The organism is Phenylobacterium sp. (assembly GCF_037138395.1).
Classification (GTDB): Bacteria; Pseudomonadota; Alphaproteobacteria; order Caulobacterales; family Caulobacteraceae; genus Phenylobacterium.
Window position 1 is genome coordinate 1 of sequence record NZ_JBAXIM010000071.1, and the last position, 12,537, is coordinate 12,537.

15 protein-coding genes are annotated in these 12,537 nt (G+C 67.8%); 10 read left to right on the forward strand and 5 right to left on the reverse strand.

Features of this window, described 5'->3' with window-relative positions:
• The first annotated feature begins 60 nt into the window (after positions 1 to 60).
• The 5 genes from WCJ52_RS07340 (at position 61) to WCJ52_RS07360 (ending at position 5,289) form a co-directional block, all read left to right on the forward strand.
• Positions 61 to 435 carry a VOC family protein gene (locus tag WCJ52_RS07340; RefSeq protein WP_336902656.1) on the forward strand — a complete coding sequence of 125 codons (375 nt, stop codon included), beginning with the start codon at positions 61 to 63 and terminating at the stop codon, positions 433 to 435.
• Positions 436 to 589: 154 nt separating this feature from the next.
• Positions 590 to 1,087: a GAF domain-containing protein gene (locus WCJ52_RS07345; protein ID WP_336902657.1), complete on the forward strand. Its 498-nt coding sequence runs from the start codon at positions 590 to 592 to the stop codon at positions 1,085 to 1,087.
• A 133-nt stretch (positions 1,088 to 1,220) separates the two neighbouring features.
• The gene (locus WCJ52_RS07350; RefSeq protein WP_336902658.1) at positions 1,221 to 2,393 is read left to right on the forward strand and encodes an acetyl-CoA C-acetyltransferase; all 1,173 of its coding nucleotides are present in this window, start codon (positions 1,221 to 1,223) and stop codon (positions 2,391 to 2,393) included.
• Between the two features lie 7 nt (positions 2,394 to 2,400).
• Positions 2,401 to 3,099, forward strand: a complete 699-nt coding sequence (locus WCJ52_RS07355) for an SDR family NAD(P)-dependent oxidoreductase (RefSeq protein WP_336902659.1) — start codon at positions 2,401 to 2,403, stop codon at positions 3,097 to 3,099.
• Between the two features lie 219 nt (positions 3,100 to 3,318).
• Positions 3,319 to 5,289 carry a TonB-dependent receptor gene (locus tag WCJ52_RS07360; RefSeq protein ID WP_336902660.1) on the forward strand — a complete coding sequence of 657 codons (1,971 nt, stop codon included), beginning with the start codon at positions 3,319 to 3,321 and terminating at the stop codon, positions 5,287 to 5,289.
• Positions 5,290 to 5,299: 10 nt separating this feature from the next.
• On the opposite strand, the gene WCJ52_RS07365 is transcribed toward WCJ52_RS07360, so the two are convergent.
• Entirely contained in the window at positions 5,300 to 6,613 is a 1,314-nt protein-coding gene (locus WCJ52_RS07365) for a sorbosone dehydrogenase family protein (protein ID WP_336902661.1), read from the reverse strand.
• A 138-nt stretch (positions 6,614 to 6,751) separates the two neighbouring features.
• Between WCJ52_RS07365 and WCJ52_RS07370 the strand changes: the two genes are divergently transcribed.
• On the forward strand, positions 6,752 to 7,147 hold the full coding sequence (locus tag WCJ52_RS07370) for an MAPEG family protein (RefSeq protein WP_336902662.1): 396 nt from the start codon (positions 6,752 to 6,754) through the stop codon (positions 7,145 to 7,147).
• A 66-nt stretch (positions 7,148 to 7,213) separates the two neighbouring features.
• Here WCJ52_RS07370 and WCJ52_RS07375 read toward each other — a convergent pair whose 3' ends face one another.
• Entirely contained in the window at positions 7,214 to 7,489 is a 276-nt protein-coding gene (locus WCJ52_RS07375) for an HU family DNA-binding protein (protein WP_336902663.1), read from the reverse strand.
• Between the two features lie 125 nt (positions 7,490 to 7,614).
• Between WCJ52_RS07375 and dusA the strand changes: the two genes are divergently transcribed.
• Positions 7,615 to 8,628 carry a tRNA dihydrouridine(20/20a) synthase DusA gene (gene dusA, locus WCJ52_RS07380; protein WP_336902664.1) on the forward strand — a complete coding sequence of 338 codons (1,014 nt, stop codon included), beginning with the start codon at positions 7,615 to 7,617 and terminating at the stop codon, positions 8,626 to 8,628.
• Here the strand turns inward: dusA and WCJ52_RS07385 are convergent.
• The 3 genes from WCJ52_RS07385 to WCJ52_RS07395 all read right to left on the reverse strand — a co-directional run bounded on the left by WCJ52_RS07385 (position 8,584) and on the right by WCJ52_RS07395 (position 10,448).
• Positions 8,584 to 9,081: a TIGR02281 family clan AA aspartic protease gene (locus WCJ52_RS07385; protein ID WP_336902665.1), complete on the reverse strand. Its 498-nt coding sequence runs from the start codon at positions 9,079 to 9,081 to the stop codon at positions 8,584 to 8,586. The two genes, dusA and WCJ52_RS07385, sit on opposite strands and share 45 nt — an antisense overlap.
• A gap of 91 nt (positions 9,082 to 9,172) precedes the next feature.
• On the reverse strand, positions 9,173 to 10,171 hold the full coding sequence (locus WCJ52_RS07390; protein ID WP_336902666.1) for an MBL fold metallo-hydrolase: 999 nt from the start codon (positions 10,169 to 10,171) through the stop codon (positions 9,173 to 9,175).
• Between the two features lie 58 nt (positions 10,172 to 10,229).
• The gene (locus tag WCJ52_RS07395) at positions 10,230 to 10,448 is read right to left on the reverse strand and encodes a DUF1289 domain-containing protein (protein WP_336902667.1); all 219 of its coding nucleotides are present in this window, start codon (positions 10,446 to 10,448) and stop codon (positions 10,230 to 10,232) included.
• Positions 10,449 to 10,517: 69 nt separating this feature from the next.
• Here WCJ52_RS07395 and WCJ52_RS07400 point away from each other — a divergent pair, with 69 nt between their 5' ends.
• The 3 genes from WCJ52_RS07400 to WCJ52_RS07410 all read left to right on the forward strand — a co-directional run.
• Positions 10,518 to 10,769, forward strand: a complete 252-nt coding sequence (locus WCJ52_RS07400) for a hypothetical protein (RefSeq protein WP_336902668.1) — start codon at positions 10,518 to 10,520, stop codon at positions 10,767 to 10,769.
• 97 nt (positions 10,770 to 10,866) lie between these two features.
• Positions 10,867 to 12,069 carry an acyl-CoA dehydrogenase family protein gene (locus tag WCJ52_RS07405; protein WP_336902669.1) on the forward strand — a complete coding sequence of 401 codons (1,203 nt, stop codon included), beginning with the start codon at positions 10,867 to 10,869 and terminating at the stop codon, positions 12,067 to 12,069.
• Between the two features lie 50 nt (positions 12,070 to 12,119).
• A partial coding sequence (locus WCJ52_RS07410) for an acyl-CoA dehydrogenase family protein (RefSeq protein WP_336902670.1) occupies positions 12,120 to 12,537 on the forward strand: 418 nt, incomplete at its 3' end.

The following is a 12,537-nucleotide window of genomic DNA, read 5'->3' on the forward strand; positions in this document are numbered from 1 at the left end:
CCCCCTTCTATGCCGCCCGCCCCGTCCGCTGCGGACGGCCATGCACAAGGGGAAAGACCGATGTTTTCGCACATCATGATCGGCACCAATAACCTGGAGACGGCCAAGACCTTTTACGACGCCGTGCTCGGCACGCTGGGCGTGTCGCCGGCCCGGGTGGATGGGCACCGGATCTTTTACATCACGCCCACGGGCATCTTCTCGGTGAGCCAGCCGATCAACGGCGAGCCGGCCACGGCCGGCAATGGCGGCACCATTGGCTTTGCCTGCACCACGCCGGCCCAGGCCGACGCCTGGCACGCGGCGGGCGTCGCTGCCGGCGGCACCACCTGCGAGGACCCGCCCGGCGTGCGCGAAGGCGGCCAGGGCAAGCTCTACCTGGCCTACCTGCGCGATCCGGACGGCAACAAGCTGTGCGCCCTGCACCGGATGTGATCCGGGCCTGAAAGGGCCGGGAGCGGAAACGGGCGGCGTCCTTCGCGGGGCGCCGCCTTTTTCTTTGGGGCCGTCAGCCCTGCGGCGGGAAGCGCTCCAGCAGGGCCGCGGCACGGCCTCGCCGCCGGGGGCCGGGTGATGCTAGAAGGACCCCATGGCTGAAGCCTTCAACTCCATAGAACTCCCCCGGGACAAGGCCGCGCGCTATGCCGCCCTAGCCCAGGAGATCGCCTCGGTGCTCGACGGCGAGCCCGACCGGACCGCGCGGATGGCGGTAGTGGCGGGCATGTTGGCCCAGACCTTTCCCCACTTCTTCTGGACCGGCTTCTACCGGGTGGATCCGACCCGGCCGGGCGAGCTGGTCCTGGGGCCCTACCAGGGCACACTGGGCTGCCTGCGCATCCCCTTCGGCAAGGGGGTCTGCGGGGCTGCGGCCGAGCGTCGCGAGACGGTGGTGGTCGAGGATGTCCACGCCTTTCCCGGCCACATCGCCTGCGACTCACGCTCGGCCAGCGAGATCGTCTGCCCGGTCTTCGACGCCGCCGGCTGGCTGATCGCCGTGCTGGACGTCGACGCCGAGATCCCCGCTGCCTTCGATGCGATCGACGCTGAGGCCCTCAATCGTATCCTTGCCCAGGCCTTCTCGGCCTGAACCCCAGCCTGAACCCTGGCCCCTCTGCTCAAGTCGGGGCTTCGGAACGGCTTGGCTTCCCCCGCGTCCGGGGCCTATGGTCCCTACCCGATGCACTCTGGGATCGCCTGGGGTCGAGTGTGGGAGCGAAAACATGGGCGAAGCCTATATTGTTGCGGCGGGACGCACCGCCGGCGGCCGCAAGGGCGGCAAGCTGAAGGGTTGGCATCCGACAGACCTCGCGGCCGTCGTGCTGAACGACCTCGTCGACCGGACCTCCATCGATCCGGCGGCGGTCGAGGACGTGATCATGGGCTGCGTGATGCAGGTGGGCGAGCAGTCCACCAACGTCGCCCGCAACGCCGTTCTGGCCTCCAAGCTGCCGGAGAGCGTGCCCGGCACCAGCATTGACCGCCAGTGCGGCTCGTCCCAGCAGGCCCTGCAGTTCGCGGCCCAGGCGGTCATGTCCGGCACCATGGACGTGGTCATCGCCTCGGGCGTCGAGAGCATGAGCCGGGTGCCCATGGGCCTGTCGGTTTCCCTCCCGGCCCAGAACGGCTTTGGTTTGCCCAAGAGCCCCTGGCAGGAAGAGCGCTATCCCGGCATCCAGTTCTCCCAGTTCGTGGGCGCGGAAATGGTCGCCGAGAAGTACAACCTGACCAAGGACCAGCTGGACGAGTTCAGCTATCGCAGCCACCAGCGGGCGATCGCCGCCAGCCAGGCCGGCGCCTTCAAGGACGAGATCATCGGCGTCGAAATCACGGACGCCGACGGCAACAAGACCCTTCACACGGTGGATGAGGGCATCCGCTTTGACGCCAGCCTCGACGGCATCAAGGGCGTGAAGCTGCTGCGCGAGGGCGGCCGGATCACGGCGGCCTCGTCCAGCCAGATCTGCGATGGCGCCTCGGGCGTCATGGTGGTGTCGGAGCGTGCCCTGAAAGAGCACAACCTGACGCCCCTGGCCCGCATTCACCACCTGTCGGTGATGGGCCACGATCCGGTGATCATGCTGGAAGCCCCGCTTCCGGCCACCGAGCGCGCCCTGAAGAAGGCCGGCATGAAGGTCGAGGACATCGACGTCTTCGAAGTCAATGAAGCCTTCGCCTCAGTGCCGGTCGCCTACATGCAGCGTCTCGGGGTTGACCCGGAAAAGCTGAACATCAATGGCGGCGCCATCGCCCTGGGTCACCCCCTCGGCGCCTCTGGTACCAAGCTGATGGCCACCCTGGTGAACGCCCTCAAGAGCCGGGGCGGGCGCTACGGCCTGCAGACCATGTGCGAAGGCGGTGGCCTGGCCAACGTGACCATCATCGAGCGTCTGTAGGACGCTGGTGACCGCACGCAGGATCGTCGTCACCGGGGCCTTCGGGATCCTGGGCGCCGCGGTGGCCAAGGCTGCTGCGGCGGGCGGCGACCGCATCGCCCTGCTGGACTTCGCGCCCGAGCCCCCGGACGGCCTTGTGGCCGACTGCGGGCCGGGTGCCTTCGTCCTGTCCGGGGTCGACCTGACCGACCCGGCGTCCGCCCATCTGGCGGTGAACGCTGCTGCCTCTGCCCTTGGTGGGATCGACGCCCTGCTCAACATTGCCGGGGGCTTTTCCTGGCAGACCCTGGCCGACGGCGACGCCGAAACCTGGGACCGGCTCTATCGCCTGAACGTGGCGACGGCGGCCAATGCCTGCCGGGCGGCCCTGCCGCACCTGCAGGGGTCACAGGCCGGACGGATCGTCAATGTCGGGGCCAACGCCGCCCTGCGCTCGGGCGCCGGCATGGGCGCCTATGCGGCGTCCAAGGCTGGGGTTCACCGGCTCACGGAAAGTCTCGCCGAGGAGCTGAAGGGGGACGGGATCACCGTCAACGCGGTCCTGCCCTCCATCCTCGACACCCCCGCCAACCGGGCCGATATGCCCAAGGCCGATCCCGCCCTCTGGGTCTCGCCAGCGGAACTGTCGGCGGTCATCCTGTTCCTTGCCTCCGAGGCCGCCTCGGCGGTCACGGGCGCCCTGGTCCCGGTGACCGGCCGGGTCTGAACACCGCCGGGTAGGTTTTTTCTGGCCCTTTGGGGCGCAGCGCGTCAGACTCGCGTGCCTGGGGGTTCGGTTTTTATGCTTTTGTTAGTCCTTGCAGCGGTTTCGGGGCTCGCCCTCGCTGAACCGGCACCTCTCCCCGTAGCCCCTGCCGCCGGAGCCCCCGCCGCTGCGCCGGCCCTTGCGGCGGCCGCTCCGGCTCCTGCCTCCGAGCAGGGGGTGATGTCCTACCCGCCCTCCTATTTCGCCGACGTGGGTCCGTCGACCGCCCTGGAAATGGTGCAGCGCCTGCCGGGCTTCACCTTCGACAAGGGCGCCGCCGTCCGGGGCCTGTCCGGGTCGGGTGGTAACGTGCTGATCGACGGCGAGCCGCCAGTCTCGAAGAACGACACCCTCGAGGAGGTCCTGCGCCGGATCCCGGTGTCCTCCGTCCTGCGCATCGACGTCATCCGGGGTGGCGCCCCGGGTATCGACATGCAGGGCCGCACCGTGATCGCCAACGTCATCCGAAAGGGGTCCTCGGGGGGCAAGGGTGCGGCGACCTGGACCACCTGGCCCATCGCGGACGGACGGGTCCTCAACGGCCTGCGGGCCGAGGGCGAGTGGCGCTGGGGCAAGCGGCTCCTGGAGGCCTCCTTCGTTTTTGGCAAGGGCCCCAACGACCAGGCGGGCGACGGCGATCGGCTCCGCCTCGACGCCGCCGGCCGGCCCCTGATCCGCTCGAACATCGATTGGGATGCCCAGGGCGAACGCCGGTGGTTGATGGGCGCCTACGAGACGCCGCTGGCGGGCGGCCGCCTGCGCCTGAACGGCACCTTCATGGGCAATGACGCCGCCGGCGAGTACTACGACCACATCGTCTATCCGGGGGTTTGGCGGGAGTACCAGTACTCGGCGGACGCAAAGGTCCAGGGGGAACTCGGGGCCCGGTTCAATCGCCGCCTGGGCGCCAACCAGATCGACCTGGTGGCCTTCCAGCAGTGGAACAACTCCGACAGCTACGTCCGGTTTGAAAGCCCCAGCCTGAACCGGCTCTTCACCAACACCAAGGACGTGTCCGAGACTGTGGGGCGGTTCAATTTCCGGCGGACTGCATCCCCCTCCCTCAACCTGGAGGCGGGTATCGAGGGGGCGCTGAACACCCTCGACTCGGCCACCAGCCTCAAGATCAACAACACCTCCCTGGCCCTGCCTGCCGCCAATGTTCACGTGGAGGAAAAGCGCGGGGAGCTCTTCGGCGTCGCGGCCTGGCGGGCATCTCCGACCCTCGCCTTCGAGTTCGGCCTCAGGCAGGAGGTCTCGACGGTGACCTCCTCGGGCGATGTGGTCCTCGAGAAGTCCCTGTCCTTCACCAAGCCCCGGGCCACGGTGACCTGGTCGGCCATGACGGACCTTCAGGTTCGCGGCCGGCTCGAACGCGAGGTCACCCAGCTCAACTTCGACGACTTCGTGGCCAATAACAGCGTGGCGCAGACCGGGGCGGTGATCGCTGGCAATCCCGACCTCTCACCCATGCAGGCCTGGGTGGCGGAGGTGGCCGTGGAGCGGCGCTTCCTCAAGCGTGGGTCCGTGATCGTCACCGTGAGACATGCCGAGCTGAAGGACGTCATCGATCGGGCACCCGTCTATTTCGGGAACCTTGTGGCGGATGCGCCCGCCAACATAGGCGATGGCTGGCGGAACGAGATTCAGCTGAGCCTCAGCTCTCCCCTCGACGGCCTTGGCCTTCCCCTCTCCATGCTCAAGGCCCAGGTTACCTTCCGGGAAACCGAGGTCACGGACCCGACGACAGGAACGCCCCGGCAGATCTCGGCCATCGTGACCTACGGTCCGCCTCCCGCCATCCAGGCGGTGCGGGAATCCGAGTGGGAACTGCACTACACCCAGGACCTGCCCAAGCTCAGCTCCACCTGGGGGATCGACCTGGTTGGGCCCTATATCGACCGCTTCTTTAGGGCGTCCGAGATCGAGACCCAGAAGGTTGAGACCTGGATGGTCGTCTATGGCGAATGGAAGTGGCGTCCCGACCTGTCCTTCCGGGTCGAGGTCCAGGCGCCCCTCGCCCGGGACGTGGCCCGGGTGCGAGATGTCTGGTCAGGGCCCCGCAATACGGCACCCTTCAACTACCAGGACTACCGGAACCTACAGTACGACGGGGCCATCCAGTTCCGGCTGAGGAAGACCTTCGGGTGAAGGCGGGCCCTCAGGGGCGCTTGGGGGCGACCCGCCAGATGGCCTTGCCACCGTCATCGGCGACCAGCAGGGCCCCGGTCCGGTCCACCGCGACGCCGACCGGACGACCGTGCGCCTCGCCCGTCTGCGTGAGGAAGCCGTCCAGGAAGACCTGGGGCGTACCCGAGGGTTTTCCCTCCCGGAAGGGAATGAAGACGACGCGGTAGCCATTGTAGGGCTTGCGGTTCCAGGACCCGTGCTGCCCGATAAAGACGCCGCCGCGATAGGCCTCCGGGAAGGCCGAGGCCTTATAGAAGGCAAGGCCCAGGGACGCGGTGTGGGCGCCCAGGGCGTAGTCCGGCTTGAGGGCCTTGGCCACCAGGTCCGGCTTCTGCGGCTGGACCCTCTGGTCCACGTTGGCTCCGTAATAGCTGTAGGGCCAACCGTAAAAGCCTCCGTCTCGGACGCTTGTCATATAGTCGGGCACCAGGTCCGGGCCCAGCTCGTCCCGCTCATTCACTGCGGTCCAAAGGGCACCGGTGACCGGTTCGAAGTCCAGGCCGGTGGGGTTACGCAGGCCGCTGGCGAACACGCGCCCGGTGCGTGCGACCGGGTCGATGGCCCAGATGGCAGCGCGGCCTTCTTCCTCAGCCATGCCGTTCTCGCCGATGTTCGAGTTCGAGCCGACGGTGGCGTAGAGGGTCTTTCCATCCGGGCTGGCGAAGACGTTCTTGGTCCAGTGATGATTGCGACCGGCGGGCAGGTCAAAAATCCGCTCGGCCGGTCCCGTCGCCTTCATGTCGCCGGTCCTGTAGGGCAGGCGGACGATGCCGTCGTCCTGCGCCACATAGAGGTTCTCGCCGACCAGGGTCATGCCGAAGGGGCGCCGGATGTTCTCGGCGAAGGGGGTCTGGACTTCGGCCACCCCATCGCCGTCGGCGTCCCGGAGCAGGGTGATCCGGTTCGGGCTGGTGCTCTCGATGGCGCCGGCGCGCCCCATCAGCAGGTTGGCCGCCCGGTCGCGGAAACTGGGCTTGCCCTTCTTCTCCGAGGACGACTCCGCCACCAGGACATCGCCATTGGGCAGGACCAGGAGCCAGCGCGGATGGGCGAGGGCGCCGGCGAACCGGGTCACCACAAACCCCTCCGGCGCACGTGGCGCTTCAGAGCCCGACCAGCCCACGGGCTTGGCGATCCCGACCTGCGGGATGAGGGAGTGGGATGGCGGCGGCAACTTCGGCTCCGGACCAAACCCGGACAGGGCGTCCGGCGATCCGCCTGCCGAACAGGCCGCAAGGAGGAGGGTCGCGCCAAGGGCGCAGCGCCTGAGGGTGCGGGTCATCATGTCGAGGTCTCCTGGATTGCCTATCATCGCCCGGGGGAAGGGGATCGCCAAGGGCCCGTTGACGCCGGTGGGGAAGCGGCACAGCCTCGCCCCCTGTGGACGACACCATGAGGGGGTCGACGCAACAGGGAGGGACACATGCCGATCGAACTCAGGCTTCTCGTCTATTCGACCACTCTGCTTCTGGTTCTTGTCGTCATCCAGGCCGTGGCGGGGGTCCGCTCCAAGGGCCTTCAGGTCATGGGAGATTCCCGGGACGGGCTCAGCCCGCCAGAAGGCTTCCACGCCCGGGCGCTGCGCGTCGTCGACAACCATCGCGAGGGCCTGATGATCTTCGCGCCCCTGATCCTGGTGGCTGCGGCCACGGGAGTTCTCGGGGCAACGACGGCCCTTGGTGCCAAGCTGTTCTTCTATTCGCGAGTGGCCCACGCGGTGGTCTACCTGCTGGGCCTTCCCAAGATCCGCCCCCTGTTGTGGGCGGTCGGTCTAGTTGGGATTCTCATGGTCCTCGCCGCGGTCCTCGGGGTGGCCTGAAGCCGCGTGACCGTATCCGGGGCGGGAGCGGACCGGCGGTTTCCGCCGGTCCGCTGCGCGTCTTTCCTAGACCAGGGCGTCCTTGAGCGCCTTGGCGGGCTTGAACTTCAGGGCCTTGGAGGCGGCGATCTCGATGGTCGCGCCGGTGGAGGGATTGCGACCCGTGCGGGCCGGCTTGGACTGCACGGCGAACTTGCCGAAGCCAGGCACCGAGACTTCGTCGCCCTTGGCGGCGGCGTCGCGGATGGCGTTGAAGGTCGCTTCGATGGCAGCCTTGGCCTGGGCCTTGGTCAGCTTGGAGTCGGTCGCGGCGACAGCGTCGACCAGGTCGGAAATGTTCATGGAAATCCTTTCAAGCAGGGAATCGCTTGAGGAGACCCTGCCAAGCTCGCCGCCCGATGTCACGTGCGTGTAATGCTGGAATGGGCTAAAGGGCGGGCGTTTCGCCGTCCAGAACGCCCAAAACCTTGACTGACAGCCCCTCCTACCGCTTCTCCGTCGCCCCGATGATGGACTGGACCGACCGGCACTGCCGGTCCTTTCACCGGGTGCTGAGCCGTCGCGCCCTCCTGTATTCCGAGATGGTGACCAGCGCGGCCGTCCTGCATGGCGACCGCCAGTGGCTGCTGGGCTTCGATGCGGCCGAGTATCCCGTCGCCCTCCAGCTCGGGGGCAGCGACCCGGCGGAGCTGGCGGCGGCGGCGCGGATCGGCGAGGACTTTGGCTATCGCGAGGTCAACCTCAATGTTGGTTGCCCCTCAGACCGCGTGCAGTCCGGGCGCTTCGGGGCCTGCCTCATGCTGGAGCCTGGCCTGGTGGCCGAGTGCATGGCCGCCATCCGGCAGGCTGTGCAGGTTCCGGCGACGGTGAAGTGTCGGATCGGCGTGGATGACCAGGACCCGGAGGCCAGCCTCTTCACCCTGGTCGACGCCTGCGCGGGCGCCGGGATCGCCACCTTCGTGGTCCATGCGCGCAAGGCGATCCTGAAGGGCCTGTCGCCCAAGGAAAACCGCGACATCCCGCCCCTGGACTACGACCTGGTCCGACGGCTCAAGCGGGAACGGCCTGGCCTGACCATCGTGCTGAACGGTGGGATTGGCGACCTTGACGCGGCGGAGGCCCTGCTGGCCGACTTCGACGGGGTCATGCTCGGCCGGGCGGCCTATCACGACCCCGGACTGCTGGGAGAGGTGGACGCCCGGATCTTCGGCGAGGCCGCCACCGTCACGCCAGAAGCCGCCGTGGAGGCCTACCTGCCCTATGTGGAGGCGCGCCTTGCCGAGGGCGTGTCCCTGGCGGCCATGACCCGGCACATGCTGGGCCTGTTCCAGGGGCGCCGCGGAGCCCGAGCCTGGCGGCGAATCCTGACGGTGGAGTCCGTACGGCCCGGGGCGGACGCCGGGGTCATCATCAGGGCGCTCGCCGAGGTGGCGGGCTCAGGGGTGCAGGCGCAGGGTCTTACGGTCGGCGTCGAAGCCTGACAGCCGGCTGAGATAGCTCATCCCCAGCAGGGAGGCGTCTGTATCCCGGTCGAGGACCAGGGCGTCCACATTGCGGACCTCAGCCCCGTCGACGGCCACCGAGGGCAGGGTGATGCGTGCCGCCCGGGCCTCACCGGCGGCGGTGGCCACCTTCAGGCCATAGGTCAGGGCGGTGGGGTCGATCCCCACCCTCCGGGCGTCTGCCGCCGTCAGGGAGACGGCGGTGGCACCGGTGTCCACCAGCATGCGCACGGTCCGGCCGTTGACCCGGGCCTGGGCCCAATAATGCCCGTCCTGTCCCATCAAGACAGCGGCGGGCGCAGCGGCAGCGGGGCGGGAAGCCGGCAGACGGACGGCGGAGGCGCGAACCACAGGCGCCAGGACCATCACTGCCTGACCGGCAGCGACCGCAGCGACGGCGGCGATCAGGGCCATGACGGCCTTCCTCTGCATGTCCTGCGACCTTCCGGATCCGGCTCCAACGGATGGCAAGCTAGTCGGGGATGGTTAGCCGGAGGTGAACGCGGCCGGGCACGCGTCTGACCTAGAGCTGACCGAAGCGGATCTCGTCGCTTCCGGAGGGCAGGTCGATGGTCATGCCGTCCTTCGCCAGCCGCCAGTCGAGGGGGCCGCCGTCATCCATGCCCCGGGTGAAGGCCTCTGGCGTGAAGATAGGCAGTCCCGCCTGGGTCAGGTGGTAGAGGACCAGGCGTTTGGCGCCCGCCGCCCGGGCGAGGTCTGCGGCCTCGACGGGGGTGGTGTGGTAGCTGAGGGTATCGGCCATCATCGAGCTGGTACGGGCGTTTCCCATGCCCTTCAGGGCCTGGGAGAGCTGGCGGGTCATGGCCTCGTTCTGGGCCTCATGCAGCATGACGTCGACGCCCTTCGAGGCTTCGGCGAAGGCGGGCCATTTCTTCGTGTCGCCACTGATCGAGACGGAACGGCCCCGGTAATCGAACCGGTAGCCGAAGGCCGGGCTCACGGGGTCATGCGACACCCTTATGGCGGTCACGGTCAGGTCCCCGTCGCGCCAGGCGGTCGCGGTAGGGGCCCCTGACGGAATCCGGATGACCTTGGGCTCGATCAGGCCGGCAGCGATAGGGAAGCCGAAGCCGCCGTGCTCGTGGTGGGCCCGCCGGAAGCCGTGGTCGTTCTCGTAGGCCAGGTTGAACCCCCGGGCGGCCTTATCGACCCCGGAGGGGCCGACAAGCGCCAGGGGCCGCTCCCGGCCCTGGACCCAGCTTTGCATATTGAATTCGCCAAGGTCGCCGATGTGGTCGGAGTGCAGATGGCTGAGGAAGACCGCCCGCGCCGAGGCCACGGGAAGCCGCCAGGACATCATGTTCTCGGTGGACTCCGGGCCAACATCCACGAGGTAGAGACCCCCGCCAGCCAGTATGGCCACGCAGGGCTTGGCCCGGTCGCGGACGGGCAGGGGCCCCGAGGTGCCGACCAGCACGATCCTCATTCCGTCGTTCCCGGCCGTCGGGGTCGCCGTCTGTGCGGCCGCTGGGCTGGCGGCGAGGGCGGCGAGCGCCGCCATGAGATTTCGCCTGTTCATTACGGGTGCGTCCTTGGAGGGGGCGTTGGGGATGGGGGGCTCACGAGAACATGGCCAGCTTCTCGGGGCGGATCTGGCTGCGGCGGGAGGGAAGCTCCGCCATGACGGCGTCCCGCGCCTCAGGCGTCATCTTCGACCAGCCGGCCACCTCGGTCAGGCGGCGGTAACATCCCATGCAGAGCCCGCTCTCGCCGTCGACGATGCAGACGTTGATACAAGGGGTGCGCACGGCATTCGCGGGGCGGTCCTGATCGCTCATGCCTGTCTGCCGCCTCCCGCTGTCCGGTTTTCATACTGCGTCGGGACCGGCCCGGGCTACAAGCCCCGGATGCTGTTCCTGGCTCTGCTCCTACTCGCCGCCGCTGACACCCGGGACCCCGGACAGGGTCGGGCGTCGGTGGATTGCCGGGTACTCGCGGACGGGCGCGTGAAGGACTGCCGTCTGGTCTCTGAAGACCCAACCGGCGCCAATGTCGGGTCCTTCGCCCTTCAGCTCGCCCGCAACACCCGGGTTGCGCCCGATGACCGGCGGATCCGCTCCGGGCGTATCGTCCTGACCTTCAGGATGAAACTCCCCTGACGCGAAGGCCCTGCACCACTTTTCAAGCGGCCATCCGTCGCCTATCTGGGGGCGGCGGAAGGACGCGTATCATCGCGCCTGCGGCCGGAGCTCAATCATGAACCTGGATTTCCCACCCGAAGACACTGCATTCCGCGATGAAGTTCGGACCTTCCTTGCAGAAAACTATCCGAGGGATCTGAGGGAGAAGCAGGAGCGGGGAGAAACCCTTAGCAAGGAGGACTATCTCTCCTGGCACCGGATCCTCGCCAAGAAGGGCTGGTCCGCGCCGTCCTGGCCGGTCGAGTTGGGCGGAACCGGCTGGACGCCGACCCAAAAGTACATCTGGTCCGAGGAGCAGGCCCGGGCCGACACCCTCGCCGTCCTGCCCTTTGGCGTCTCCATGCTGGCACCGGTCCTCTACACCTTCGGGACCGAGGAGCAGAAGCAGCGTTTCCTGCCCGGTATCCGCGACGGAATCGACTGGTGGTGCCAGGGGTATTCCGAGCCCGGTTCCGGCTCCGACCTCGCCAGCCTGAAGACCCGCGCCGAACGCATCACCGGCGATGACGGCAAGGAATATTACGTCGTCAACGGCCAGAAGACCTGGACCACCCTCGGCCAGCACGCCGACTGGGGCTTCTTCCTGGTCCGGACCGACCCCGACGCCAAGCCGCAGGCCGGCATCTCCTTCCTGCTCATCGACATGAAGAGCCCGGGCATCGCGGTGCGCCGCATCACCACCCTTGAGGGCGGTCACGAGGTCAACGACGTCTTCCTCGACAATGTGAAGGTCCCGGTCGAGAACCGCATCTTCCACGAGAACCAGGGCTGGACCTGCGCCAAGGCCCTGCTGGCCCATGAACGCTCGGGTATCGCTGGGGTGGCCCGCTCCAAGCGAGGCCTGGAGCGCCTGCGCCAGATGGCTTCCAACGAGATGTCGGACGACGGCGGCACCCTGATCCAGGACGCCTTCTTCCGCCGCAAGGTGGCAGAGCTGGAAATCGACCTGACGGCTTTGGAGTTCACCGAGCTTCGCACCCTGGCTGGCGAGTCCAGCGGCAAGGGCCCCGGCCCGGAAAGCTCGATCCTCAAGATCAAGGGCACCGAAATCCAGCAGCGCCTTCAGGACCTGGCCCTGGAGGCCGCCGGCCACTACGGCGCCCCCTTCCTTGGCGAGGCAGGCCACAACTCCGGCATCGGGCCCCAGCACTCCCTGGACCTCGCCGGCGACTACTTCAACGGCCGCAAGACCTCGATCTATGGCGGTTCCAACGAGATCCAGCGCAACATCATCTCCAAGATGGTATTGGGCATCTAAGGCATTCTCGGAACATTCAGCAGGGGCTGCGGCCCCCGGGCGGGACACACATGGATTTCAGCTTCACCGAAGAACAGTCGATGCTTCGCGATACGATCGCGAGCTACCTTGCCGACAACTATAGCTTCGACCAGCGTCGGGCGGGCCTGGGGCGCGAGCCCTTCTGGAGGCCTGACGTCTGGAGCGCCTTCGCCGACGAGCTCGGCATCCTGGGCGCAGCCTTCCCGGAGGCCCAGGGCGGCCTGGGCGGCGGCTACACCGAGAACATGGTTGTCATGGAAGAGCTGGGTAAGGCCCTTGTGGTCGAGCCCTATCTCGGCACGGTCGTCATCGGCGGTGGCTTCCTGAAGCACGGTGCCCCCGCCGGCGCCGAGGAGATGATCGGCCAGATCATCGCCGGCAAGGCCATCCTTTCCTTCGCCTATGCCGAGCCCCAAGGCCGCTACAATATCCGCGACCTGAAGACGA

Excerpts from the sequence above, each read along its gene's own strand:
- WCJ52_RS07340 (WP_336902656.1), top strand. The coding sequence starts at position 61 with ATGTTTTCGCACATCATGATCGGCACCAATAACCTGGAGACGGCCAAG.
- WCJ52_RS07400 (WP_336902668.1), top strand. The coding sequence starts at position 10,518 with ATGCTGTTCCTGGCTCTGCTCCTACTCGCCGCCGCTGACACCCGGGAC.
- WCJ52_RS07395 (WP_336902667.1), bottom strand. The coding sequence starts at position 10,448 with ATGAGCGATCAGGACCGCCCCGCGAATGCCGTGCGCACCCCTTGTATC.
- WCJ52_RS07350 (WP_336902658.1), top strand. The coding sequence starts at position 1,221 with ATGGGCGAAGCCTATATTGTTGCGGCGGGACGCACCGCCGGCGGCCGC.
- WCJ52_RS07385 (WP_336902665.1), bottom strand. The coding sequence starts at position 9,081 with ATGCAGAGGAAGGCCGTCATGGCCCTGATCGCCGCCGTCGCTGCGGTC.
- WCJ52_RS07370 (WP_336902662.1), top strand. The coding sequence starts at position 6,752 with ATGCCGATCGAACTCAGGCTTCTCGTCTATTCGACCACTCTGCTTCTG.
- WCJ52_RS07365 (WP_336902661.1), bottom strand. The coding sequence starts at position 6,613 with ATGATGACCCGCACCCTCAGGCGCTGCGCCCTTGGCGCGACCCTCCTC.
- WCJ52_RS07360 (WP_336902660.1), top strand. The coding sequence starts at position 3,319 with ATGTCCTACCCGCCCTCCTATTTCGCCGACGTGGGTCCGTCGACCGCC.
- WCJ52_RS07405 (WP_336902669.1), top strand. The coding sequence starts at position 10,867 with ATGAACCTGGATTTCCCACCCGAAGACACTGCATTCCGCGATGAAGTT.
- WCJ52_RS07390 (WP_336902666.1), bottom strand. The coding sequence starts at position 10,171 with ATGGCGGCGCTCGCCGCCCTCGCCGCCAGCCCAGCGGCCGCACAGACG.
- WCJ52_RS07375 (WP_336902663.1), bottom strand. The coding sequence starts at position 7,489 with ATGAACATTTCCGACCTGGTCGACGCTGTCGCCGCGACCGACTCCAAG.
- WCJ52_RS07345 (WP_336902657.1), top strand. The coding sequence starts at position 590 with ATGGCTGAAGCCTTCAACTCCATAGAACTCCCCCGGGACAAGGCCGCG.